We start from the raw sequence: 23,216 nt of genomic DNA on the forward strand, positions 1-23,216 counted from the left end.
CAAGTACCTACAACTTGGCCTCATTGCCTTAGGGTTGGCGCCGATTTCGTTGGCGATCTGATAGCCATATAAACTGACTTTGTGTCATCTTGTTCGTGCGGGTCGTCATGGGGCGACCCACGAGTACGGACAGGAAATGCATATGACGACCGATGTTTACGGCAAAACGGCCATGGTGATTGGCGGGACCAGCGGTATTGGCTTGGCAACGGTGCGACGACTGCTCGAATCCGGCTACGGTGTGCACGCCACTGGGGTGGCATTAGCCGAAGTGCAGGCCTGTGAGGATGATCCTGCGCTGGCAGGGGTTGCTTTCGAGGTGCTCGATGTCGGCAATGCCGACGCTATAACAGCCAGCTTCGCGCGGTTGTCACGGCTGGACGTTCTCGTTAACGCCGCCGGTATCGGTCGCGGTGCCAGTGAGTTCACCGAGGAGGGTTTTTTACGCACCCTCGAAATTAACCTCGCCGGGACCATGCGTACCTGTTACGCCGCCCATGACCTGTTGGCGGCCACTGGCGGCAATATTGTCAATCTGGCCTCGATGATGAGTTTTTTCGGCAGCCCCACTGCTCCGGCGTATGCCGCCAGCAAGGGTGGGGTCATGCAACTGAGTAAAAGCCTTGCCGTGGCCTGGGCCAGCGAGGGGATCAGGGTCAACGCGGTGGCGCCAGGCTGGATCGATACGCCGATGACCAAAACTATGCAAGCTGATACCGAGCGTAATGCGCGGGTACTGGGTCGTTCACCCATGGGGCGTTGGGGCAAGCCTGAAGAGATTGCTGCGGGAATCATTTTTCTGGCGTCGTCGCACGCCTCGTTTATTACCGGGATCGTGTTGCCGATTGACGGTGGATACATGGCCTGTGGGATCTGAAGCCATTTGTCATGACCTGTACTCTGATTGCCATGCTTCGGGTGCAGAGCATGGCAGCAAACACCTATAGTCGCGCAGCGGTGATCAATTAAGTTAAATATGACAACATGTTGTCATATCGGAAAATAGGTGTCAGAGTTATGAGCAAGGAAACCGAAGACGACAAGGCGGTTACGTTTGATCGTTCTGTGCACAGCGAAGTGGGTGGTTGCCTGGCGGAATTGATCGACGAAGTCCTGCGTCTGCATGGGCGGGTATTGAGCGTGAAGCGGCCCTCGGTACTGGGCAGTTCTGCACAGACCATTGTGCTGGCCTCCATTGTATTGGCGGCGCAGCCGCCGACCGTAGCGCGGATTGCCCGCAGCCTTGGGTATACCCGCCAAGCGGTGCAGCGGGTGGCTGATGTGCTGGTCGGTGATGGCTATGCCTGCTACGAGGATAACCCGCACCACAAGACGTCAAAGCAATTGATTGCCACCGAGCAGGGTCGTTTGGTCTACGCGCAACTGAATCGGGAAAGTGCCGAGTGGACCGAGCGTATTTCCCAGGGCCTGGATGTTTCGGCTCTGGAGCAAACGTTGAAAGTGATGAGGCTGGTGCGCCGTAATCTTGAGCAGGATAAGCAAGCCCCTGCGCAGGAGGTGCCCAAAAAATAATAACAATTAGACAAGGGGAATCGGTGAATGCTGATTTCGTTGCGCTATCGAAACCAACACGTTTGGGCGTTGCATAAGATCAAGCCATCACGGCTTCAAGGAGAGACCTTCCTATGAAGCCGACTCTCCCCGATTTCGAAGGACTGTTGGATTGGACCGTGCTTCAGCCATGGCTCGAAGACGCCGGCTTGCCAGGGCAGGGACCTGTTACCGAGGTCCAGCAGCTCACCGGCGGCTCGCAAAACAATCTGTTTTTGCTAGGACGTGGCGAAGAGCGCTTCGTGCTTCGCCGTCCGCCTCGGCATCTGCGACCCAACAGCAATGCGACCATGTTGCGCGAAGCTACGGTGCTCAAAGCCTTGGCGGGCAGCGACGTACCGCATCCCGCGCTGCTGGCGGTGTGCACGGACAGCGAGATGATGGGTGTCAATTTCTTCATCATGGAACCGCTTGAAGGGTTCTCTCCCGCTGGTCCGCTGCAGGGTCAATACGCCACCGACGCAAGCTGGCGCTACCAGATGGGTGATGCGTTCGTTCGCGCAGCGGCAGCGCTGAGCCAGGTCGATTATCAGAAGGTTGGCCTTGGCGACTTTGGCCGCCCGGAGAACTGGCATGGCCGGCAGGTCGAACGCTGGGGTTCGATGCTCGATGGCTATCGTAATACCCCAGGTTACGACCACACATCACTGCCTCATGTGGATGAAGTCGGTCGCTGGCTCGGTAACAACGTTCCTAACGATGGTCGAATTGGCGTAATCCACGGCGATTACCAATGGCCCAACGTTATGTTTTCCCTTGAAGCACCTCGCATCAGCGGTCTGATCGACTGGGAGTTATCGACGCTCGGGGATCCGCTGTTGGACTTGGCATGGGTCCTCACTTCATGGCGTGAGCCGGGCGACCCACAGGTGGCAGGCCCAGGCAGCAACCCCGTCGTAGAACCGTGGAACGGCTTCATGTCCCGGGCAGAACTGATTGCCTTGTATGGTCAGCTGACCGGTCGCGACATGAGCAGCCTGCCATGGTTCTTCGTTCTTGCCTGCTACAAGCTTGCCTGTCTGCTGGAGGGCACTTATGCCCGCTCGCTGACCGGTAAGGCTTCTAAAGAGATGGGCGAGTACCTACACAATTACGCCACCTGGCTCATGGCCAAGGCTCGGCAACTTATCGCTGCCGCCTGAGCGGTCCATTTGCAACAATGCCTGAGGAATCATCATGTGGGATTTTTCAACCGACCCTGAATTTCAGAAAAAACTGGATTGGATCGATCGGTTTCTAGTCGAGGAAGTCGAGCCGCTGGATGTACTGTTCCCTTCTGTCAGCGTGGTTTATAACACCCGTCACGAAGCATCACGGGCGATCCTTAAACCGTTGCAGGACGAAGTAAAGCGGCAGAAGCTCTGGGCGTGCCATCTGGGTGAAGAGCTGGGTGGAGAAGGTTACGGTCAACTCGCGCTGGCCTTGATGAATGAACGCTTGGGACGTTCACTGTGGGCGCCCACTGTGTTCGGGACGGCTGCACCGGACACCGGTAACGCAGAGATTCTCGCTATGTTCGGCACCGAACAACAGAAAGCGCGCTACCTTCAGCCGTTGCTGGACGGTGACATCGTGTCGTGTTTTTCCATGACCGAACCCCAGGGCGGTGCCGATCCCCGGGTATTCACTACCACTGCAGTACGCGAGGGTGAGCATTGGGTGATCAACGGCGAAAAGTGGTTTTCCTCGAATGCCCGCTATGCCGAGTTCCTGTTGGTACTGGCAGTCACCGATCCCGACGCGCCGATTCAGAAACGCATGTCAATGTTCATCGTTCCAAGAGAAGCGCAAGGCCTGGAAATCATTCGCAACGCACCCTACATGGGCGAGCGCACCGAACTGGATGAAGCCACTGAAGGCTACCTGAACTACTCTGACGTCCGCGTGCCACTGGACCACATGCTGGGTGAGGTGGGTGGCGGGTTCGCTGTGGCCCAGGCGCGTCTCGGTGGCGGCCGTGTGCACCACGCCATGCGCATTGTCGGGCAGTGCCAGCGCGCATTGGACATGATGTGTGAGCGCGCCCTCAGCCGTCGGACCCAAGGAACATTGCTGGCTGACATGGGCACCGTACAGGCCATGATCGCCGACAGTCAGATTGAGCTTGAGCAATTTCGCCTGCTGGTGCTGAAGACCGCCTGGGTCATCGACCATAGCCATGGCGATCCGCGCAAGGCGCGGGCAAGTATTGCGATGGTCAAAGTCGGCATGGCCAAGGTGTATCACGACATCGTTCAGCGTGCATTGCACTTGCACGGCTCCTTGGGCGCGACCTTTGAAACCCCGTTAGCTTATATGTGGATGAACGTGCCGACCTTTGCCTTGGCCGATGGTCCGACCGAAGTGCATCGGGTCACGGTCGCCCGGGAATTACTGCGTCAGCACAAACCGGCCGAAGGTCTGTTTCCCAGCGAGCACCTGCCGCCAAAAATCGCTGCCGCACGGGTTCGGTACGCACACATCCTCAACGGTTGAAACGGTGGATGACATGAACGACATACCGAACAAAGAAACGATGTTCGACCTGACCGGAAAGGTAGTGCTGGTCACTGGCGGCAGTCGGGGCCTGGGTTATCAGATGGTCCGTGCTTTTGCCGAACACGGTGCTGACGTGATTATCGCCAGTCGCAAACTGGACGCATGTGAGGCGGTTGCCGAAGAGGTCCGTTCGCTCGGGCGTCGCGCTTTGGCAGTGTCCTGTCATGTCGGTAAGTGGCAGGAAATAGAGCGTCTGGTGGAGGTCGCTTATGCCGAATTCGGCTACATCGACGTACTGGTAAACAATGCGGGGATGTCACCGGCGGTGCCCTCCCATGAGGTGACCGAGGAACTGTTCGACAAAGTGATTGGCTTGAATTTCAAGGGGCCGTTTCGACTGGGTGCGTTGGTGGCCCAGCGGATGGCACTGGGGAAAGGTGGATCGATCATCAACGTCAGCAGCACCGGCGGCCTTCGCCCTTCGCCGCAGATCGTTCCCTATTCCGGCGCCAAAGCAGCCTTAAATGCGGTGACCGTCGGTTTAGCTCAAGAATATGGGCCTAAGGTGCGGGTTAATACCATTTCGGCAGGGCCTTTCCTGACTGATATATCCAAGGCCTGGACGCAAGATATGCGCGAAACCTGCGCCAATGCCCTTGGGCGTCCGGGACGACCGGAGGAAATCATTACCACGGCGCTGTACCTGGCAAGCCCTTATTCGAGCTACACCACGGCTTCCCTGATCAAGGTCGATGGGGGCTTGCCTTAGCCACAAGTGTGGCTTGCATTCGACATGTCCAACGCCATCCCTATAAAAACAAGAGGCAGAACCATGCAGCTCGAAGGAAAAAGAATCATCGTTACCGGTGGCTCGCGAGGCATTGGAGCCAGTGTTGTGGCCGCTTATGCCGCACAAGGTGCACAGGTTGCGGCCCTTGATGTCCTCGACGAAGAAGGCGCAGAAGTGGTTGCCCGGCTCAATCAGCGCTATCCCGGAGCAGTCACTTACCACCACTGTGACATCGCCCGTCGCGCGGATGTATTTATGACATTCGATGCGGCTGCCAGCCAGATGGGCGGCCTGGATGCCATGGCCAACATCGCCGGGGTCGAGCGCACGGCCGCAGCGCAGGATATCGGCGCGGAGCACTGGGATCTCATCTTTGACGTCAACGTGCGAGGCACCCTGCACACCAACCAGGCGGCGTTCCAGCATATGCGCGAGTCGGGAGGGCGCATCATCAACTTTGGCTCGGCGGCCGGCCTCTGCGGCATGCCCGGAGCGGCGCATTACGCGGCCTCCAAAGGCGCGGTACTGGCATGGACTCGCACGGTTTCCCAAGAGTGGGCACGCTATGGCATTACCGTGAACGCCGTGGCACCCATGATCTGGACGCCGATGTACGACGCTCATCGCGCCAAGATGACGGCCGACGAACTCGCCGCTCACGACAAACACCTCAGCGCGATCATCCCGTTGGGCGGCAAGCTCGGAAACGCCGATCAGGATTTGGCGCCAGTCATGGTATTCCTCGCCAGTGACGGCGCGCGGTTTATCACCGGTCAAACCCTATGTGTTGACGGCGGCACGGTACCCGTCCGTTAGGGCGCTTGTGCCCGGAGGAATGTCATGTTGGAACTGCTGAACAAGACGGCGGTGGTGACGGGTGCTGCCAGCGGACTGGGTCTGGCCATGGCCCGGCTTTTCATCCGAGAGGGGATGCGTGTGGTGTTGGCGGATTTGCCCGGCGCAGCACTGGATACCGCGCTTCAAAGTCTTAAAGTTAAGGCCGGCAATGTAGTTGCGATGCCCACCGATGTCAGCGATCCGGATTCGGTGGCGGCATTGGCGGCGTACGTCGGCTCCTTGGGCGGCGTCGATTTGTTGTGCAACAACGCCGGCATTACCGGCGACCTGCCCCGTGTCAGTTGGGAGCATGACCTGGCCAATTGGCGACGGGTATTGGACGTTAACCTAATGGGCGTTGTGCATGGCCTGCACAGTTTTGTGCCGCTGATGATCGAGCAGGGCAGAGAAGGGCACATCGTCAACACCGCGTCCATGGGCGGACTGATGGCACTGCCGTACCTGAGCCCCTATGCGGCAGCTAAATCGGCGCTGATTGCGCTCTCGGAATCCCTGAGCCTTGAGCTGTCCACCCTGAAGGCAGACATCGCGGTGTCGGTACTCTGTCCGGGCATGGTGGCCACCGGGATGACGGGTCCCGGCAGTGACCACCCCGATTGCACGGCCCCTGCGCCCGGCGATGCGGCAGTGGCTTTTCGGCAGAACACGCGTAACGCCCTACAGAACGCGACCGTGACCGCTGAGCAAGTGGCAGCACAACTGCTGATAGCCATTCATGAAAAGCGCTTCTATGTCCTGACCCACGAACACGCTCTCGAATTGGCGGGTCTGCGCTGGCAGCGCCTGACCCGCGATTGCTCACCTCATTACAGGAACTCACAACCATGAGCGTTGCCCCTTCAATGCAAAACCTTCACGCGCTGGCTGGCTGGTCGGCCGGTGATTCAGACACGGTCAATGATGTGGTGCGTCGCGCCGCTCGCGAGTTTGGCGATCAACCTTTTCTAGACATCCTGGGTGATGTTCTAAGCTTCGCTGATATCCAGCGCCAGTCCTGCCGCCTTGCCAATGGTTTGGCGAAGTTGGGGGTGGTAAAGGGACAGACTGTTGTCACGATCCTGGACAATAACTGCGATGCAGTGTTGTTGTGGTTCGCTTTGAACAAGTTGGGTGCGATTAGCGTGCCGGTGAACACGGCATTCAAGGGCGAATTCCTGCGCCATCAGATCGCTGACGCGAATGCATCAATGGTGATCGCTGAAACGGACTATGCCGAGCGCATTTGCCAGATCGTCCATCAGTTGCCTGACTTGCGCTTCCTCGTTCACCGCGGCGATGCTCCCGAAGGTCTGGGCGGAGCTACCCAAATGGTCGCTCTGGACAGTCTGCGCAGTGACGATGACACCGATCCGGAGGTCAACGTCGGGCCGGGCGATCTCACCATGTTGATCTATACCGGCGGCACCACTGGGCCCTCCAAAGGGTGCATGATCAGCCATAACTATGCCTGTAACGAGGCACGGCAAATCATCCTGTGCCATGGCCGTACTCGGGACTCCATCACCTGGACGCCGCTGCCGCTCTTTCACCTAAATGCGACCGTGACCACGATCCTGTGCAACCTGATGATCGGAGCTCGATCGGTTGTTTATCCGCGTTTCTCGGTATCCGGTTTTTGGCCGGACATCGAACGTAGCGGCGCGAATGAGGCCAATTTGCTCGCATCCATGGGCCCTTTGCTGGCTGGCGCCCCCGACAACGAAGCCATGGCACGCTGTCATGGGCAATTGAATAAGGTTTATAGCGCACCTTTCCCACCAGAACTGCAACAACGTTGGCGTGAGCGTTTCGGCGTCAGGCACACGGTTGGCGGAGCTGGTTTTGGCCTGACCGAATGCGCGATTGTCACCCTGCTGCCGTTTGGCGAACCGGAAAAACCCAACTGTGCCGGCAAGCGCTGCGACTCGTTCGACATTCGAGTGGTGGACGACAACGACGTCGAACTGCCTTACGGCACAGCGGGGGAATTGATCGTGAGGCCGCTCAAGCCGCACGTGATGTTCGAGGGGTATTGGAATCGGCCGGCCGACACCCTGAAAGCCATGCGCAATATGTGGTTCCACACGGGTGATATCGGCAAGATCGATGAAGACGGCTTCTTCTTTTTTCTGGATCGGAAGAAGGATTACATGCGTCGTGGAGGGGAAAATATCTCCAGTTACGAGATGGAAAAAACCTTTGCCGCGCACCCGCAAATCGAAGACGTAGCGGTGCACGCCGTGTTCTCGGAGCTTTCCGAGGACGAGGTCAAGGTGACGGCCGTTTTACGGCCCGGTGGCACCGTGACCGAGGAAGAGCTCTGCCGGTGGGCTATCGATCGTGTGCCGTATTACGCAGTGCCACGTTATATCGAGTTCCGCACTCAAGTCCCGCGCAGCCCCGTGGGGCGCATTCTCAAATACGAATTGCGCGATCAAGGCATTACCCCCGCGACATGGGATCGGATCAAAGCCAACGTGACCTTTGATAAACGCTGATAAATGACATAATGTTAGCTAATGACGGCGGCGCGCTTCTACACTAGGGCGCGCTTTCAGCGTAAAACCATAAAAATAATGAGGTGTCAGCATGCGTCCCACCGAAAAAACAGAGCAATCGTTGGCGATCAATTTCGCCGAGTTTCGTGTGGGCTGGCGGATATTAATCCTGGCGTTGATCGGCATCGGGACTTCGGTCAGCGTTGCACCGTTGTACGCATTCGGCTCGATGATGGTGCCGTTGCAGGATGCGTTCGGTTGGACGCGTGGGGAGATCCAGCCCGCGATTTCTTTTTTATTCGGGTGTTCGGTGGTTTCCATTCAGATCACCGGCTGGCTGTTCAAGCGCTACGGAATTCGGTCAGTGACGATCTGTTCACTGGTGACACTGCCATTGGCCTATCTGCTGATTACCTTTAATACCGGCTCGATCTGGCAACTCTATGGCGGCTATATGCTGCTGGCGTTTGCCGGTCTTGGGACGATGCAGGTCACTTGGACGCAGTTGGTTAACCTGTGGTTCGACGTCAATCGGGGCTTGGCGCTTGCGATCATTTTGTGTGGGACCGGCATGGCCGCGCTGACCTTGCCGTCATTACTTAGTTGGTCGATTGGTCAATGGGGCTGGCGCGCCGGGTATTGGGTATTGGGGCTGCTGCCACTTCTGATCACATTGCCGCTGTCATTGTTCTGGCTATCGTCGGCTGCGCCGCTGGTCCAAAAGGTCGCGGTGGCGGAGCATGCGGACATCCAAGCGGTCAAGTTGCCCGGCATGAGCTTGCGTCAGGCTGCACGCTCCAAGCGTTTCTGGGTGTGCAATCTCGCCCTTGTGCTCGCGGTCACTGCAATGATCGGCATGGTGATCAATACGGTGCCTTTGCTTCGTGACAAGGGGCTGTCGGCGGCAGACGCTGCCAGCGTTTTCGGCATCTACGGCCTCTCGTTGGTAATGGGGCGAGTAGTGGTCGGTTACCTTATCGACCGATTCTGGGCGCCGGCTGTAGCGTTCGTGGTCATGATGATGCCGGCCATAGGCAGCCTGATTTTCATGACCCAATCAGATATGCATATCCTGATGTTGGGCTCGATTTTGGTAGGGCTGGGGGCGGGCGCGGAAATGGACATTGCGGCGTTCCTGATGGCCCGTTACTTCGGCATGCGCGACTATGCTCGGGTTTACAGCCTGCACATGGGCCTGATTGGCTTGGGTAGCACCATTGCGCCTTTCGGTTATGGACTGCTGTTTGCCAGAACCGGCAACTACACGGCCATGCTGGTTTACTGCGTGTGTGCGTTTGCACTGGGCTCGGTACTGCTATTGACGCTGGGCCGCTATCCTCGGTTTGCAATGGATGACGCGCTTGTTCCGAAGAAGAACGAGTCCATTGGATCAATACATTCCGCGCCCGGTGCGACGCAGTGAATCCAAGGAGCCATGACATGACAGAACCTGCCGTTTTTCTCGCGCACTTGATGGCCGATCAAGGGCTCGACCCCTTGATGCAACATTTGGCGTTTTTGGGCGCACCCCAGATGGACGAGCAAGGTGCAACTCTGCACGTCCGGCTTCAAGACTTCCATATGAATGGCGGGGGTAGCGCTCACGGTGGTGTGATCATGACCTTGCTGGATGTGGTGATGGCGTGCAGCACCTTCGTTTCCGGGCGCAACAAGAGCTGCGTCACAGTGGAAATGAAGGCCAGTTTCATGCGTCCAGGCGGGGTAATGGGGACACTGTTGCACGCGCAAGGTTTTTTACGCTCCAGCGGTAGATCGCTGGCGTTCTGCGATGCTGAAGTGCGTAACGAAGCGGGCGAGTTGCTGGCCACTGCTTCGGGAACGTTCAAGTACATTGATCGGCCGACATCAGTCGTTTGAAGGGGCCCGGCATGACGGCAGATCACCCGCCCCAGGCGCGGCTCTGGAATCAGCGGGCGTTGATCGATCTGCTTCCGTTTGCACACGGCGATTCGCAGGTGTTCACCGCGCTGCAGCATGACGCCAACCTCAATGGCCGAGTGTTTGGCGGTCAGCTTGTGGCACAAGCCCTGCTGGCAGCTCAACGCTGCTGCTCCAACAAACACGCGGCCACCCTGCAATGTTTGTTTTTACAAGGTGCGCTGCCCGATTCGCCGGTGAGTTACGCCGTTACAACGTTGCAAGAAGGCAAACGATTCGCGAGCTTTCATGTCAGTGGCCGTCAACAGGAGCGTCGCGTGCTGGACGCTCAGGTGACGTTCCACACCCCCATGGAAGGTTTCGTCCATGTCGAAGCCGCCCCGGTCGTACCTGATCCAGGCGAACTGTTGTCAATGACGCAAATGCGTGACGGCGACAACGCCGATTGGGGTCGCTTCGAAAAGTCCTGCTTGCAACTGCGGATCGTCGAGCCGCAGCGCTACCTGCGCCAGACCTCTGCCGAGCCGAAGCTGGTGTTTTGGCTCAAGCTGCATGAGCGCTTGCCGGACGAACCATCGTTGCACGCGGCGGCTTTGGCCTATCTCAGCGATTTCTGGGTCAACAGTGCGGCGATTTTTCGTCATGTACCACTGATGGAAGCAAGGGAGCGGTTGTTCATTGCCAGTCTCAACCATAGCGTGTGGTTTCATCGGCCCTGCCGGGCTGACCAATGGCTACTGTTCGTGTGTGAAAGTCCGAGCTTGCAAGCCAGTCGAGCCTTGTCCCACGTGCGGATATTCGATGAGTCGCGGCAATTGGTGGCCTCGGCGGCTCAAGACGGTTTGATCAGTCCGCGCCACTAAAAAAGGGCCTGCGACGGCCCTTGAAAATGCAGCGTGGCAACCTCTTCTAATGCGCCGGGTGATGGCGTTGGAGGAATTCGATAATCGCAGCGTTGAACAGGTCATTCTTATCGCCAGCAACCATGTGGCCGGCCCCTTCTACATCAACGAAGCTCAGATGGGGAATGATTGCCTGCAACTCTTGCGCGCCCTTGGCGCTGACCACATCGCTTTGCTGCCCCCGCACAAGCAGGGTCGGGATACGAATCTTGCCCGCAGCTTCCACCATGCGTTGACTGACGGCAGCTACTTTTTGTCGGTGATTGCCCGCCATGAAAAGCGGGTCCCAGTGCCAGTACCAGCGACCGTCCTCGCGCAGCCGCAGATTCTTCTCCAGACCACGCGTGCTGCTGGGCCTGGCCCGGTTCGGGTTGTAGGCGGTGATGGCATCTGCGGCATGCTCGGGGGATGTAAAGCCATCGGCGTTGCCGGTCATGAAACGGATGATGTTATCAATCCCCTCTGATTCCAGGCGCGGTGTAACGTCAACCAGAATCAACGTTGAGGCAAGCGCCGGGTACGCCGCGCAAGCGATGAGCGAATTGACCCCGCCCATTGAGGCGCCTACCAACGCGGGGGCCGCCTCCAGGGTATTGATGACTGCCACCAGATCGTCTACCTGGGACTGATTGCTGTAGTCACCGTCCTCGATCCAGTCCGACTCACCATGGCCGCGAGCATCCAGTGAAATTACCCGATAACCTTCCTGGGCCAATGTCTGATGGGCTTTTGACCATGAGTGACGGGTTTGCCCCCCACCGTGCAGCAACAGCACCGGTGGCCCATCATCAGGGCCGGAAACATCAGCGGCGAGGCGGTTTCCCGACCCTCCGGTAAACCAGACAGGTGACTGTGCCATGCAAATACCCCTCTTCGGTGGCGATCAACGCTTGGCCAATATGAGGCCCGACTTTTCGCGATCCCAGGTCGTTACAGTGACGCCTTCGTCGCGCAATTGGAACTTGTAGACACGCCCCAAAGGACTTTTCGGCAACGCTTCACGGTATTCGATATAGCGGGGAACGGCGTAGTAGGGCATCTGATCGGCAGCCCAACGGCACAACTCTTCTTCGCTGAGCGATGATCCTGGCTTGAGGGTGATGGTGACTTTCAATTCATCTTCCCCCAGATCGGACAGCACGGCGTGGGCAGCCACTTCGTCAACGGCGGCGTGTTGCAGAAACGCGCTTTCCACTTCGAAACTGGAAATGTTCTCGCCACGTCGGCGCAGGTAGTCTTTTTTGCGGTCGAGGAAATAGAAATAATCATCCTCGTCGAACATGCCGATGTCGCCGGTATGGAACCACATGTTGCGCATGACTTTGAGGGTGTCTTCAGGCCGTTGCCAGTACCCGTCGAACATGACGCTAGGTTTGCGCGGCCGAACAATGATCTCGCCGGCAGTATTGGCGGGTTGCTCAATATCGTTGTCATCGACGATGCGCACGTCAAAGTCTTCGGTGTTGCGCAGGCCAGAGCTGCCGGGCTTGCCCACCGTCCCGAACGGTAGAATGCTTGGCAGGGAGCATTCGGTCAGGCCAAAGCCACCACATACGGTATGAATGACGCCGAAGCGTTGTTTCCACTTATCCTGCACTGCTTCCGGAAACGGCGCGCCCCACACGGCCTTGAGTTGACCGTGGCAGCGCAGGCTGAATTCGTTGTCAGGGGCACCCGCGAGCATTGGCATCATCGCTGCCAGCAACTGCACTTCGTTGGCACCGGTGCGTTCGATTTCAGGCCAGAAGTTGGAGACTGAGAAGCGTGGGTAGATGGCTACCTGGGCGCCGACCATCATGTTTGCCAACAGGGTTGTCGACACCGCATTGAGGTGGAAAAGCGGCAATGGCGTCCAGGTGATGGTGTCTTCCTGCCGGTTGGTGATGATCAACATCTGCCGTGCCAGGCTGCACGTGTAGTTGTGGCTGACCATGCAACCCTTTGACGGGCCCGTGGTGCCGCCGGTATAGATCAGCATTGCGAGGTCGCTGGGCAGAATCTCTACCCCCGGCTCGCTGCTGTCATCACTGAGCAAGTCTTCCCATCCTAGCAAGCGTTGCTCAAAGACCAGGTCTGGGGTTTTACCCCGATGGACCAGCGTCGTCAGCTTAGGCAGCTTGTCTGCAATCGACGCTACGCGTTCGGCGTAGTCGCTTTCGGCAATCACGACCGCAGCTCCGGCATCGCCCACTTGATGGCGGAGGAACTCGCCTTTGAGCGCGGTGTTGACGGGCACGCTGACAGCACCCAATTTGTTAATGGCAAACCAGATAAAGGCTGCGTCGGCCGAGTTGTCCAGCAAGGTGACTACGGTTTGCCCCTTGGTCACGCCCAGTTTTTTCAACCCATTGGCAAGACGGCAAGCTGCATGATTTATATCAATGAAGCTATAAGTGTCACCAAGCACATCAAGGAACTGGCGGTCGCCGTATTTCTGCACTGCACGCTGCAAGACTGCGTTGATGGTGTCTACCTGATCAGAGCTCCAGCCTGTTTCTCGTGTTGCCATGGATCGTCACCTCGAATCTTATTTTTGTAGGCATCCTCTCTCCCGGAACGGGAGAAAGATTTACCGCTATCTGGGCCGTCAGCCGGTATCGTCGGAATGCTCGATTTTACCATAACTGACTGTTTGACATTTTTCCAAGTCTGCCGCAGTGTTGCAAACGGGTCAACACTTCATATAAAGCATTCGTCTATTGTCTTCATCGAAAGGCAAGTTAAACCGAAACCAATAAAAAAAGAGGCAGTTTCATGACAATGGCACCAGAGCGCCAAGCGATTATTTCCGGTATTGGACAATCCACCGTGGGGCGCAGGCTTGGGCGTAGTGGTCTCGACCTGACGTTGCAGGCTATATTTGCTGCTCTGGAAGATGCGGGACTGGATCGCAAGGACATTGATGGCGTCGCCAGTTGGCCGGGGTACCGCGCCGACATGCCCGCGTTTTCGCCAGTTTCCATTGGCCAAGTCAAAGAGGCATTAGCGCTGGACTTGAACTGGTACAGCGCGGGTAACGAAGCCACCCAGATGAGTGCACTGATCAACGCATGTATGGCGGTTGCCTCAGGCCAGGCCAAACACGTGCTGTGTTTTCGAACCGTTACCGAGTCCAGTGCCTTGGCCTCCGGCACTCGCTCTAGCCTGGTGGGTGGTACGGCACGCGTGTCAGGTTTCGGTGAATTCCAGGTGCCTTTTCAAGCTTCCTCTGCGGCCAATTGGGTAGGCCTTGTGGCCAGTCGGTATTTCCATGAGTTCGGCGCGACCCGCCAACAGCTGGCGGCCGTTGCGATCAACGCCCGGCGCAATGCCGCACTCAATCCCGTTGCTGTATACCGAGAGCCATTGAGCATGGACCAGTACATGGGGTCGAGGATGATTTCGACCCCACTGTGCCTGTACGACTGCGACGTGCCAGTGGATGGCTCAACGGTATTGATCGTTTCCCATCGCGATACCGCGCCTGACTTGCGTGCCAAACCGGTAAACATAGAGTCGATTTGCGGCCCGTTCACCGGACGTGATACCTGGGATCAGATGGGCGACATGACCCGTTATTGCGCCGAAGAGGCCGGTCGACGGCTGTGGCAACGCACGGATTACACACCCGCCGACGTCAAGGTAGCGGCGCTGTATGACGGCTTTAGCTTCTTGAGTCTGCTGTGGCTCGAAGGCCTTGGATTTTGTGGACGAGGCGAGGCGGCTGCGTTTGTCGAAGGCGGAAAAAGAATCGCTTTGGACGGTGAGTTACCGTTGGCGACGGGTGGGGGGCAATTGTCCGCCGGGCGTCTGCACGGCTTGGGTCATGTGCATGAGGCGGTACTTCAGCTGCGCGGTCAGGGTGGCGCAAGGCAAGTTCCAGGACAACCAAAGCTGGCCGTCGCCAGCAACGGCGGCGGCCCGCTGGCTGGCGCGGTGCTGCTGTCGCGCGAGTAGTCTCGGGCAGGACGCGCCGTAAGGCTTTGGCACGCCCCCCAGGTGCTCAGCCGTGATAAAGGTCCCATTGGTTGGTCGCTGGCGAACGGCTCCAACCGCTGGAAGCAATCGCACCGCCGTCTACCGGGACCGTTAAGCCGGTAACGTAGGACGACATGTTCGACACCAGGAAAGCCACGACACCGGCCAGTTCGTAGGTCGAGCCAGGGCGCCCTAACGGGATGTAGCGGTCACGTGCGGCATTGCCCGATTCCCCTGCGGCGTCGAAGTAGGGCTTTAAACCAGGGGTCATGATCATATCCGGCGCCAACGCATGCACCCGAATGCCATGCTCCGCCAATTCCAGCGCCATCGACCGGCTGAAACTGATCATGCCTGCCTTGCAGGCCGCATACACGGCAAACCCGGGAGCGGCCCGCAGGCCCTCGCTACTGGCGATATTAATGATGCTTCCGCCCAGACCTCCCGCAATCATCACCTTCGCCGCCGCTTGGGTTGCGGTCAGCATGCTGATGAAATTGAAGTCGATGTGTCGCCGCCAGCTGCGCTCGCTTTGCTCCAGGAACGGCCCCTTACGGACGCCACCTGCGTTATTGACCAGAATGTCCAGGCGGCCAAAATGTTCCGCAGTTTTGGTCACAGCGGCGATGATCTGCTCCGGATGGTTAACGTCGGTGGGCACAAACAGCGCCTGCCCACCGAGTGCTTGAATGGTCTGCACCAGACGTTCGCCATTTTCCCGATCAATGTCGGCAATGGCCACGCGGGCGCCGAAATTGGATAGGGTTTCGGCGATACCGGCGCCAATGCCATTGGCGCCAGCGGTAATCAAGGCCACTTTGCCATCCAAGCGAATATCGTTAGGGTTCATGCTTGTCTCCTTAAAAGATAAGAGGTTCAGCCTCTGAGTTCGACTCGACCGTTGTTGATCACGACGACATCACGCTCCAGGCTGCGAACTCGAAAAGCAACCACGGCACCGTCCACCCAAATCTCTGTGCGAAAGGTTTCGCCTGGATACGCTGGCGCGGTAAACCGCCCGAAAATCGACGCTATCTGCCGACCGTCATAGCCGCAAACGGCCTGTAGCACTGCGCGCCCAGCCAAACCCCAGGTCGCCAGTCCATGCAAAATCGGCCGTTGAAAGCCGGCTTTGAGGGCAATGGCTGGGTCGGCGTGCAGGGGATTCCAGTCGCCGTTCAGTCGATACAGCAATGCCATGTTTTCATGGGTGCAAAGATCGACTACGTGTTCGGCTGGACGCTGCGGGATAACCGGGGGAGGCGCGGCGCTGCGTTGAGGTCCCCCGAAACCGCCATCGCCACGGGCAAGCATCGTTTGGGTGATGGTGCACAGCGGCTCTCCGCTGACGGCTTCAAGGATGCGTCGCTCGTACGTGATCAGCGCGCCTTTATCCGCACCTTTGTCGATGATGTCGACGATCCTTGATTTGCCAATTACCTGGGCTTCGGCAGGTAATGGCTTGTGCAGCGTCAGGCCTTGTTCGGCATGGACGATACGCACCCAATCCAGACCGGTAGCAAGGGTTCGCGGCCAGTAGCCGGGGTGCGCCAATACCACGCCCATGGTTGGCACCGCGTGCAAATCGGCTTCATATACCAGCGGCAATTGTCGGCAGTCCAGCGGATCGCTGCCGTAACCCAGGCTCAAGGCATACAGGATGCTGTCCTTGTGAATATAGCTTTGGCGGGTATCGGGTATCTGCAGTTCGAGAAGCTTGTGGTAGTCGAGGGCCATGGGGAATTCCTTGGGAGAAAAAGAAAAATACCTAGCGGCGGGGTGAAGCGAGTAGGGCACGCAATGGGCTGATCAGCGCCATGGGCTGGTCCAGCATCCCGTCGACCCAAGCGGGGCGTGCCCAAAGCGGGTTTAAGACGGGATGCGAGGTGTCGCTCATGGTTGCTGTTCTCTTATTGGCATAGGCGCAGCTAAGCCCTGCTGCAGCAGCTGCTATTGCACCGCTCTCTGGCATGCGCTAATTTAGCTGTATAGCTGATACTATGTTAGTTATTAATTCAAAGTCCAGATCAATTGCCGGTTAAATTCGGGTCTAAGTGGAGTGCTGTAATGGAGCGTTTTCCTCGCGGGAAAGTGGCAATCGTCGGTGCCGCGACCTATGGCATGGGGGAGTCGCCGGGCATGCGGCCCCTGGATTTGGCTGCCAAGGCCGCCGTGTTGGCGCTCAACGATGCCAATCTCTGCCTGCAGGATGTCGATGCGCTGTTCGTTTGCACCCCCGATGACGCCTTATCGGGCCTAAGCGCTGCGGAATACCTGGGCATCAAACCGCGTTTCACTGAGAACAATCGTACCGGTGGCTCGGCGTTTCACTCTCACGTTATCGCCGCCACCCTGATGCTTGAGAACGGCTACTGCGATACCGCGTTGATCATGTACGGCAGCAATCAACGAACGGCAGCTGGGGGCCTGGTGTCCATGCGCCTGCCTTCACCTTATGAAAAACCCTACAAGCCGCTCACACCCGCGTCGTCTTACGCATTGGCGGCGGCCCGACACATGCATCAGTACGGCACGACCCGTGAACACCTGGCCGAGGTCGCGGTGGCGGCGCGCCAATGGGCGCAACTCAATCCGGATGCATTCGTTCGCGATGAACTGACCATTGAAGACTGTTTGAAAGCGCGGATGGTGTCTGACCCTTTAAGTGTCCGTGATTGTTGTTTGGTCACTGACGGGGCGGCGGCCATCGTTTTGACCCGGGCTGATCGGGCCTTGGATTTGCAGGCTAAGCCCGTTTATTTGCTCGGCGGCGCCGCGGCCACCTGGTATTCGGGGGTCGACCAATCTCAGGATCTGACGGTGACCGCCGCCCGTGAATCGGGCCAGCGCGCCTATGCATTGGCCGGCGTTACTGCGGCTGATATCGATGTGGTGCAGCTCTATGATGCGTTCACCATCAATACCCTGCTGTTTCTTGAAGATTTGGGCTTTTGCCCAAAAGGCGAGGGTGGCCACTTCGTTTCCGGGGGCACCATAGGGCCCGGCGGCTTATTGCCGGTCAATACCAATGGCGGCGGCTTGTCCTGTTGCCATCCGGGGATGTACGGCTTGTTCACTCTTGTGGAGTCCTGCGTGCAGCTGCGTGGCGAGGGCGGCCAGCGGCAAGTAGCCAATGCGCGGTTGGCGTTGGCACACGCCAATGGCGGCACGTTATCGAGCCAGGCAACCTTGATTCTCGGTACCGCTGAAACCCTTTGATCCAAGGAGATATCGCACCATGAGCGCTACCGTCACTGGCACCGAAATGCAGCATGTGCACACTGAAATTCGCGACCGCATTGCTTTTGTTACCCTTGATAGGGCCCCCGTCAATGCCCTCGATTCGGTGGCCGTCCGCGAATTGACCGCAACCTTCAACGCCCTCGCTCGATCGACTGAAGCCAGCGTGATCATCTTCACGGCTCCCGGCGACCGCCTATTTTGCGCCGGCATCGATCTCAACGATTCGGCGCGGCGTCATGCACGCACCCTGGCGCAAGGCGACACTACCATTGACCTGCTTGATCCCGGGGCCGTGGTGCGCGAATGTTTCTGGGCTATTCTCGATTGCCCATTACCAGTGATCGCGGCGGTCAATGGCAAGGCGATTGGTGCCGGCCTGGTACTGGTGGCGTGCTGCGATTTGATCATTGCATCGGAGAACGCCAGTTTCTCTGTGCCGGAAATCAAAGCTGGGGTGCTGGGCGGCGCCCGTCATTTGCAGCGCCTGGTAGGTCCGTTCAAGACCCGCAAAATGTTTTTTACCGGCGAAGCGGTTTCCGCCCACGAGTTCTATCGTCTTGGGGCTGTCGAAGCGGTGGTCGAACCCGCGAAACTAATGGCGTCGGCTATTGAGTTGGCGGCGAATATCGCCCGCAACAGTCCTATCGGCTTGCGCTTGGCCAAAGAGTCACTGACCCGAGTCGAAGACCTCTCGCTTAAAGAGGGCTATCGCATTGAGCAGGACTACACCGGCCGAGTCACGCGCTATAACGACTCCCAGGAGGCGCGCCGTGCTTACCTGGAAAAACGTGAGCCGGACTGGAGCTGGAGCTGATTCGAGGTTGTCTTCCACCCGAAAGGCAATTACCACCGAACAAGACGAGAACAACAAAAATGAAGGCATTCGAGGTGCAATGGTCCGCCGCCGAAATCGAGCGCGTCATCCGAAAAGTTGAAGACTGCCGCTTGCCGCAAGTGCTGTCGGGAACGGGATGGACGTTGGGTTGCGATGCTGATTTTTTAAACAGGCTGCAGACTTACTGGGTTCGGGAGTTCGACTGGCGAGCCTGTCAGGCCCGGCTCAACCGGTATCCACAATTCATCGCCGAAATAGACGGGTTGGACGTGCATTTCGTCCACGTCAAAGGCGAAGCTCAAGGGCGTCGGCCGTTGCTGCTGACCCATGGCTGGCCAGGGTCGCATCTTGAGTTCTGGGAAGTGATCGAGCCACTGGCGTTTCCATCGCGGCATGGTGGCAAGGCCGAAGATGCATTTGACCTGATTATTCCCAGCTTGCCGGGGTTTGGTTTTAGCGGTAAGCCGTCAAGCATCTTTGGCCAGCGGCAGACTGCAAGGCTGTGGAACACACTGATGACTGAGGTGTTGGGCTATCCCCGCTACCTGGCCCAAGGCGGCGATTGGGGCGCAATAGTAACGTCTTGGCTGGGGCTTGATTATCCCCGGTCCGTCGAGGCAATTCATTTGAATATGTTGGGATTTCGTTCCCTCACGCCTGGCCGCGATGAAGCCGAAATAGAGTGGCAGCGGCGGGCTGACCTGGCCCAGCGCGTTTACAGCGGCTATGCCGCCGTTCAAATGAGCAAGCCGCAATCCATCGCCTGGGCAGCGGCAGACAATCCATTAGGGCAGGCGTCCTGGATCCTTGAGCGCTTTCATGACTGGGCGGATTTACGCAGACGCCCGTTCGAACAGGTGTTCCCCCTTGATAGATTGCTCGACAACATTGTGCTTTACGTCATGACCGGCAGCTTCACCAGTGCGTTGTGCTTCTATCCGGGCGTGGTCAAAGAAGGTTTTGCGCTGCTACCAGAAAACATTCGCTGCGAAACACCCACCGCGTTCGCCCAATATTCGGGCGACGCGCTAACACCCGTGCCGCCACGTAGCCGCATCGAGCTGGTCTATAACCTGGACCGCCTCACGACGCTGCCGGAAGGCGGCCACTTTGCGGCGATGGAAGTGCCGGACCATTTTGTTGGCGATATACGTCTGTGGGGCTCTGCAGTGGCTGCGAGCCGTTAGTCCGAGGAGTGTCGTGACGATTGACGTCGTACATCGATCAGCATACAACTGACTGATAGTCATTTATCTTGACGTAAAGAGGGCCGTGGCATGTTTGTGCCCAGCCCGCTGAACGTGTCCAATAACAATAAGAGGAACTGCGGTGATGAAAGTCCGTCAACCCACCTTCGACTTTTCGAGTATTCGCCCCCATTGGGCGCCGGTTCGCGAGTTTGCCCAGAGCTACAACGCGTTTTCCACCGTGCCGGCACACATCGAGCCGTTTTTGGTCAAGGTCATGATGCGGGTCAAAGACGCCTTGGGGGAAAAGCATCCCAAGCTGCGGGCAGATATCGAGATTTTCAACAAGCAGGAAGTACAGCACTGCAAGCAGCACGTCGCGTTCAACAAAATGCTCTACAAGTCCGGTTACGCGGGCATGCAGGCGTTGGAAAAGCCCTATAAGGATGACTACCAGCGTTTCTTGGAGACCCGCTCGCTGCGCTTCAATGTGGCTTATTGCGAGGGTTTCGAAGCCATGGGGTCTTCTGCCGGCCAAGTCTTTTTTGAGGAGTTGGACGAGTATTTGGCCGGCTCCGATCAGGAAGCCGTGGATTTGTGGAAGTGGCACCTGGCTGAAGAATTTGAACATCGCGAAGTATGCTTTCAGGCCTATGAGGCGCTGTACGGCAAAGGCTTGTTCGCGTGGCTTTACCGTATTTGGGTGTTTGCTTATGCGGTCAAGCACATCGGCTCCCATACTGCACGGGTCGGGGCTTACATGAACGACGTTGATCGGGAGAACATGAGTGAGGTTGACCGTGCGGCTTCAATCGAACGTCAAAAAGTGTTGAGGGCGAAAATTTCCAAGGCCAGTAAGAAACGCTTGGTCAAAGTACTCTCGCCCTTCTACAACCCCGGAAAAATGGTGCCGTCCCCAGGGATGGCGGAATTGTTGTCCCGGTTTTCCTGAGTTTAAAGTGCATAACGGGGAGCCTGAGTTCCCCGTTGTGATGTCTAGGGATTAAGTTGTTCGACCCGCTTGATTGCGGCCTCTAGTTGATCTGCATCTACCGGCGGCGCAAACCGTGCAGCGCTCGGGCTGACCATGGCGTTTACGGCCAATGCGCGAACTTCTTCAGGTGTCGGGTGGTTCAGCCCGAAATCCTCAAGCCGGGTCGGCAGCCCAATTTCACGATAATAGGCGCACAGCTCCTCGATAAAGGCTGTGGGGCGTCGCTCCATGACCAGCTGCACCAGCAACCCATACGCCACATGGTCGCCGTGCAAAGTGCCATTAGCTCGATTGAGATAGGAAAAGCCCCGAGCAATCGCATGGGACAGCGACAGTCCACCGTTTTCGAAACTGAGGGTGCTTAGCAGCACAGCGGCCTCAACCAGCGCTTCCAGATCATCATTGACCTCTTTGGCTTCCACCGCCCGCAATGCGCCCGCGGCGTGCTTGCGAATAATCTCATAGCACGTATTCGCCGCCATCAATCCAGTGATCGACGCCGGTGTGCCGAGCAGGGTATGTGCGCCAGCTGCGGCACAGGCTTCGGCTTCGAATTTTTTTGAAATGGCATCACCGATACCTGCTCGTAAAAAACGCACAGGTGCGTTGGTGATAACGCGGGTATCGACCAACACCAGGTCCGGGTTGCGTGGCAAATGCAGGATGTCCTGCATGATGTGATTGTCGTCATACACTGCAATGGCTGCGCTGGCAGGACCATCGTTCGATGCGATGGTCGGTACGCTGACGCTGCGCAGTCCCAGTCTCAAGGCGACACCTTTCGCGGTGTCCAGTGCCTTGCCGCCGCCGAGCCCGACGATCATGTCGGCGCCGAACCCCATGGCATCTCTGGCCAGAACAGCAATGGCAGCATGGGTGATCTCCCCAGGGAAAATCTGCAATGAACAGGCGACATCAGCAGCCTGGAAGCTGTTGATTACCCGTTCTCCCAACAGTTGCGCGATCTCGGTGTCCGTGATCACGAACGCGCTTCGTCCAAGGACCTGACATTGCTGGCCCAACAGGTCCAGGGCGCCGTCGCCTTGAACGTAGCGTGAGGTTGCGGCGAATATTCTCATCGGAAACTCCATAGAAATGAATTTCAGTTTTTATTGTCTTCAGGCTCGCGCTTGCAAGCCCTGATCTGCTGCTATACATTCTACACATAACTGACCTACAGTCAGTTTTATAATAAATACAATTAACAGATCCTTGGAGGATGACGATGAATTTCGCTGACTATAAGACGATAAGTTTCGAGCGCCGTGGTCGCGTTCTGACCGTGACCTTCAACCAGCCGGAAAAGCTCAACAGCTTCGCTGGGCCATCGCATACCGAACTGTCATGGCTGTTCTACGACCTGGTTGAAGACAAAGACAGCGACATTATCGTTGTGACCGGTGCCGGACGCGCCTTCAGTGCCGGTGGCGATATCGAGTACATGCAATGGTTGCACGACAACCCTTCGGAATTTTATCGTTGCGTGCGTGAGGCCAAGCGCATTGTCAATGGCATGCTTGAATGCGACAAACCCGTGATCGCCAAGGTCAACGGAGACGCCATTGGCCTGGGGGCTACTGTCGCGGTGTTCTGTGATGTGATATTTGCGGCTGACACCGCGCGTTTCGGCGATCCTCACAATAATGTGGGCCTGGTCAGCGGTGACGGCGGGCAAATCATGTGGCCGTTATTAATGGGGTACGCCCGGGCCAAACACTACCTGTTCACTGGCGAAAAATTCACAGCCAGGCAGGGCGTCGAAATGGGCATGGTCAACGCGGCAGTACCCGCAGCAGAGCTGGACGCCTACGTTGATGCTTACGCCGACAAGTTGGCTGCGTTACCGGTGCAATCCTTGCGCTGGAGCAAATCGACCATCAACGTACCGCTGCGCCAGTTGGCGGCCAGCATGATGGACGTAGGCATGGCTTACGAAAACGTTTCCTCGGCGGCCAAGGATCATGTGGAAGCCATTGCGGCCTTCCGCGAAAAACGCAAACCCAACTTCAATCAGCGTTAATTGA

At 57.6% G+C, this 23,216-nt stretch carries 22 protein-coding genes; 17 read left to right on the forward strand and 5 right to left on the reverse strand.

Going from position 1 to position 23,216, the window contains the following annotated elements:
* The first annotated feature begins 142 nt into the window (after nucleotides 1–142).
* The 11 genes from JWR17_RS24520 (at nucleotide 143) to JWR17_RS24570 (ending at nucleotide 10,937) form a co-directional block, all read left to right on the forward strand.
* Nucleotides 143–877, forward strand: a complete 735-nt coding sequence (locus tag JWR17_RS24520; protein ID WP_299835681.1) for an SDR family NAD(P)-dependent oxidoreductase — start codon at nucleotides 143–145, stop codon at nucleotides 875–877.
* 140 nt (nucleotides 878–1,017) lie between these two features.
* The gene (locus JWR17_RS24525; RefSeq protein ID WP_299835683.1) at nucleotides 1,018–1,533 is read left to right on the forward strand and encodes a MarR family transcriptional regulator; all 516 of its coding nucleotides are present in this window, start codon (nucleotides 1,018–1,020) and stop codon (nucleotides 1,531–1,533) included.
* 113 nt (nucleotides 1,534–1,646) lie between these two features.
* Nucleotides 1,647–2,714 carry a phosphotransferase family protein gene (locus JWR17_RS24530; protein ID WP_299835685.1) on the forward strand — a complete coding sequence of 356 codons (1,068 nt, stop codon included), beginning with the start codon at nucleotides 1,647–1,649 and terminating at the stop codon, nucleotides 2,712–2,714.
* A gap of 34 nt (nucleotides 2,715–2,748) precedes the next feature.
* Nucleotides 2,749–4,047, forward strand: a complete 1,299-nt coding sequence (locus JWR17_RS24535) for an acyl-CoA dehydrogenase family protein (protein WP_299835686.1) — start codon at nucleotides 2,749–2,751, stop codon at nucleotides 4,045–4,047.
* 13 nt (nucleotides 4,048–4,060) lie between these two features.
* Entirely contained in the window at nucleotides 4,061–4,819 is a 759-nt protein-coding gene (locus JWR17_RS24540; RefSeq protein ID WP_299835687.1) for an SDR family NAD(P)-dependent oxidoreductase, read from the forward strand.
* A gap of 63 nt (nucleotides 4,820–4,882) precedes the next feature.
* The gene (locus JWR17_RS24545; RefSeq protein WP_299835689.1) at nucleotides 4,883–5,656 is read left to right on the forward strand and encodes an SDR family NAD(P)-dependent oxidoreductase; all 774 of its coding nucleotides are present in this window, start codon (nucleotides 4,883–4,885) and stop codon (nucleotides 5,654–5,656) included.
* A 24-nt stretch (nucleotides 5,657–5,680) separates the two neighbouring features.
* On the forward strand, nucleotides 5,681–6,526 hold the full coding sequence (locus JWR17_RS24550) for an SDR family NAD(P)-dependent oxidoreductase (RefSeq protein WP_299835691.1): 846 nt from the start codon (nucleotides 5,681–5,683) through the stop codon (nucleotides 6,524–6,526).
* Nucleotides 6,523–8,175, forward strand: coding sequence for an AMP-binding protein (locus JWR17_RS24555; RefSeq protein WP_299835693.1), 1,653 nt, complete (start codon nucleotides 6,523–6,525; stop codon nucleotides 8,173–8,175). The genes JWR17_RS24550 and JWR17_RS24555 overlap by 4 nt, the downstream gene beginning before the upstream one ends.
* 91 nt (nucleotides 8,176–8,266) lie before the next feature.
* Nucleotides 8,267–9,598, forward strand: coding sequence for an MFS transporter (locus tag JWR17_RS24560; protein WP_299835695.1), 1,332 nt, complete (start codon nucleotides 8,267–8,269; stop codon nucleotides 9,596–9,598).
* A 17-nt stretch (nucleotides 9,599–9,615) separates the two neighbouring features.
* On the forward strand, nucleotides 9,616–10,053 hold the full coding sequence (locus JWR17_RS24565; RefSeq protein WP_299835696.1) for a PaaI family thioesterase: 438 nt from the start codon (nucleotides 9,616–9,618) through the stop codon (nucleotides 10,051–10,053).
* Nucleotides 10,054–10,064: 11 nt separating this feature from the next.
* Nucleotides 10,065–10,937, forward strand: coding sequence for an acyl-CoA thioesterase II (locus JWR17_RS24570; RefSeq protein WP_299835697.1), 873 nt, complete (start codon nucleotides 10,065–10,067; stop codon nucleotides 10,935–10,937).
* Nucleotides 10,938–10,983: 46 nt separating this feature from the next.
* Here the strand turns inward: JWR17_RS24570 and JWR17_RS24575 are convergent, their stop codons facing one another.
* Together JWR17_RS24575 and JWR17_RS24580 are read right to left on the reverse strand one after the other, a co-directional pair.
* Entirely contained in the window at nucleotides 10,984–11,835 is an 852-nt protein-coding gene (locus tag JWR17_RS24575; RefSeq protein WP_299835699.1) for an alpha/beta hydrolase, read from the reverse strand.
* Nucleotides 11,836–11,859: 24 nt separating this feature from the next.
* Nucleotides 11,860–13,485 carry an AMP-binding protein gene (locus JWR17_RS24580; RefSeq protein WP_299835701.1) on the reverse strand — a complete coding sequence of 542 codons (1,626 nt, stop codon included), beginning with the start codon at nucleotides 13,483–13,485 and terminating at the stop codon, nucleotides 11,860–11,862.
* A gap of 245 nt (nucleotides 13,486–13,730) precedes the next feature.
* Between JWR17_RS24580 and JWR17_RS24585 the strand changes: the two genes are divergently transcribed.
* Entirely contained in the window at nucleotides 13,731–14,912 is a 1,182-nt protein-coding gene (locus JWR17_RS24585; protein WP_299835703.1) for a thiolase family protein, read from the forward strand.
* 46 nt (nucleotides 14,913–14,958) lie between these two features.
* On the opposite strand, the gene JWR17_RS24590 is transcribed toward JWR17_RS24585, so the two are convergent.
* Together JWR17_RS24590 and JWR17_RS24595 are read right to left on the reverse strand one after the other, a co-directional pair.
* Complete coding sequence (locus JWR17_RS24590; RefSeq protein WP_299835705.1) at nucleotides 14,959–15,783, reverse strand: SDR family NAD(P)-dependent oxidoreductase; 825 nt, start codon at nucleotides 15,781–15,783, stop codon at nucleotides 14,959–14,961.
* Between the two features lie 26 nt (nucleotides 15,784–15,809).
* Nucleotides 15,810–16,670, reverse strand: a complete 861-nt coding sequence (locus JWR17_RS24595) for a MaoC/PaaZ C-terminal domain-containing protein (RefSeq protein ID WP_299835707.1) — start codon at nucleotides 16,668–16,670, stop codon at nucleotides 15,810–15,812.
* Between the two features lie 330 nt (nucleotides 16,671–17,000).
* Between JWR17_RS24595 and JWR17_RS24600 the strand changes: the two genes are divergently transcribed.
* The 4 genes from JWR17_RS24600 (at nucleotide 17,001) to JWR17_RS24615 (ending at nucleotide 21,150) form a co-directional block, all read left to right on the forward strand.
* Nucleotides 17,001–18,152: a thiolase gene (locus JWR17_RS24600; protein WP_299835709.1), complete on the forward strand. Its 1,152-nt coding sequence runs from the start codon at nucleotides 17,001–17,003 to the stop codon at nucleotides 18,150–18,152.
* Nucleotides 18,153–18,171: 19 nt separating this feature from the next.
* Nucleotides 18,172–18,990 (forward strand): enoyl-CoA hydratase-related protein, encoded by an 819-nt coding sequence (locus JWR17_RS24605; protein ID WP_299835711.1) that lies wholly within the window; start codon nucleotides 18,172–18,174, stop codon nucleotides 18,988–18,990.
* Nucleotides 18,991–19,049: 59 nt separating this feature from the next.
* Nucleotides 19,050–20,198, forward strand: a complete 1,149-nt coding sequence (locus tag JWR17_RS24610) for an epoxide hydrolase family protein (protein ID WP_299835713.1) — start codon at nucleotides 19,050–19,052, stop codon at nucleotides 20,196–20,198.
* Nucleotides 20,199–20,343: 145 nt separating this feature from the next.
* Complete coding sequence (locus tag JWR17_RS24615) at nucleotides 20,344–21,150, forward strand: metal-dependent hydrolase (RefSeq protein WP_299835715.1); 807 nt, start codon at nucleotides 20,344–20,346, stop codon at nucleotides 21,148–21,150.
* A gap of 44 nt (nucleotides 21,151–21,194) precedes the next feature.
* Here JWR17_RS24615 and JWR17_RS24620 read toward each other — a convergent pair whose 3' ends face one another.
* The gene (locus tag JWR17_RS24620) at nucleotides 21,195–22,271 is read right to left on the reverse strand and encodes a glycerol dehydrogenase (protein ID WP_299835717.1); all 1,077 of its coding nucleotides are present in this window, start codon (nucleotides 22,269–22,271) and stop codon (nucleotides 21,195–21,197) included.
* Between the two features lie 146 nt (nucleotides 22,272–22,417).
* Between JWR17_RS24620 and JWR17_RS24625 the strand changes: the two genes are divergently transcribed.
* Complete coding sequence (locus JWR17_RS24625; protein ID WP_299835719.1) at nucleotides 22,418–23,212, forward strand: enoyl-CoA hydratase-related protein; 795 nt, start codon at nucleotides 22,418–22,420, stop codon at nucleotides 23,210–23,212.
* Nucleotides 23,213–23,216: the final 4 nt, after the last annotated feature.

This window comes from Pseudomonas sp. (assembly GCF_028293835.1).
Classification (GTDB): Bacteria; Pseudomonadota; Gammaproteobacteria; order Pseudomonadales; family Pseudomonadaceae; genus Aquipseudomonas.

Excerpts from the sequence above, each read along its gene's own strand:
- JWR17_RS24530 (WP_299835685.1), top strand. The coding sequence starts at position 1,647 with ATGAAGCCGACTCTCCCCGATTTCGAAGGACTGTTGGATTGGACCGTG.
- JWR17_RS24595 (WP_299835707.1), bottom strand. The coding sequence starts at position 16,670 with ATGGCCCTCGACTACCACAAGCTTCTCGAACTGCAGATACCCGATACC.
- JWR17_RS24600 (WP_299835709.1), top strand. The coding sequence starts at position 17,001 with ATGGAGCGTTTTCCTCGCGGGAAAGTGGCAATCGTCGGTGCCGCGACC.
- JWR17_RS24525 (WP_299835683.1), top strand. The coding sequence starts at position 1,018 with ATGAGCAAGGAAACCGAAGACGACAAGGCGGTTACGTTTGATCGTTCT.
- JWR17_RS24550 (WP_299835691.1), top strand. The coding sequence starts at position 5,681 with ATGTTGGAACTGCTGAACAAGACGGCGGTGGTGACGGGTGCTGCCAGC.
- JWR17_RS24625 (WP_299835719.1), top strand. The coding sequence starts at position 22,418 with ATGAATTTCGCTGACTATAAGACGATAAGTTTCGAGCGCCGTGGTCGC.
- JWR17_RS24520 (WP_299835681.1), top strand. The coding sequence starts at position 143 with ATGACGACCGATGTTTACGGCAAAACGGCCATGGTGATTGGCGGGACC.
- JWR17_RS24585 (WP_299835703.1), top strand. The coding sequence starts at position 13,731 with ATGACAATGGCACCAGAGCGCCAAGCGATTATTTCCGGTATTGGACAA.
- JWR17_RS24535 (WP_299835686.1), top strand. The coding sequence starts at position 2,749 with ATGTGGGATTTTTCAACCGACCCTGAATTTCAGAAAAAACTGGATTGG.
- JWR17_RS24575 (WP_299835699.1), bottom strand. The coding sequence starts at position 11,835 with ATGGCACAGTCACCTGTCTGGTTTACCGGAGGGTCGGGAAACCGCCTC.
- JWR17_RS24590 (WP_299835705.1), bottom strand. The coding sequence starts at position 15,783 with ATGAACCCTAACGATATTCGCTTGGATGGCAAAGTGGCCTTGATTACC.
- JWR17_RS24570 (WP_299835697.1), top strand. The coding sequence starts at position 10,065 with ATGACGGCAGATCACCCGCCCCAGGCGCGGCTCTGGAATCAGCGGGCG.
- JWR17_RS24605 (WP_299835711.1), top strand. The coding sequence starts at position 18,172 with ATGAGCGCTACCGTCACTGGCACCGAAATGCAGCATGTGCACACTGAA.
- JWR17_RS24580 (WP_299835701.1), bottom strand. The coding sequence starts at position 13,485 with ATGGCAACACGAGAAACAGGCTGGAGCTCTGATCAGGTAGACACCATC.
- JWR17_RS24620 (WP_299835717.1), bottom strand. The coding sequence starts at position 22,271 with ATGAGAATATTCGCCGCAACCTCACGCTACGTTCAAGGCGACGGCGCC.
- JWR17_RS24565 (WP_299835696.1), top strand. The coding sequence starts at position 9,616 with ATGACAGAACCTGCCGTTTTTCTCGCGCACTTGATGGCCGATCAAGGG.
- JWR17_RS24540 (WP_299835687.1), top strand. The coding sequence starts at position 4,061 with ATGAACGACATACCGAACAAAGAAACGATGTTCGACCTGACCGGAAAG.
- JWR17_RS24615 (WP_299835715.1), top strand. The coding sequence starts at position 20,344 with ATGAAAGTCCGTCAACCCACCTTCGACTTTTCGAGTATTCGCCCCCAT.
- JWR17_RS24560 (WP_299835695.1), top strand. The coding sequence starts at position 8,267 with ATGCGTCCCACCGAAAAAACAGAGCAATCGTTGGCGATCAATTTCGCC.
- JWR17_RS24555 (WP_299835693.1), top strand. The coding sequence starts at position 6,523 with ATGAGCGTTGCCCCTTCAATGCAAAACCTTCACGCGCTGGCTGGCTGG.
- JWR17_RS24545 (WP_299835689.1), top strand. The coding sequence starts at position 4,883 with ATGCAGCTCGAAGGAAAAAGAATCATCGTTACCGGTGGCTCGCGAGGC.
- JWR17_RS24610 (WP_299835713.1), top strand. The coding sequence starts at position 19,050 with ATGAAGGCATTCGAGGTGCAATGGTCCGCCGCCGAAATCGAGCGCGTC.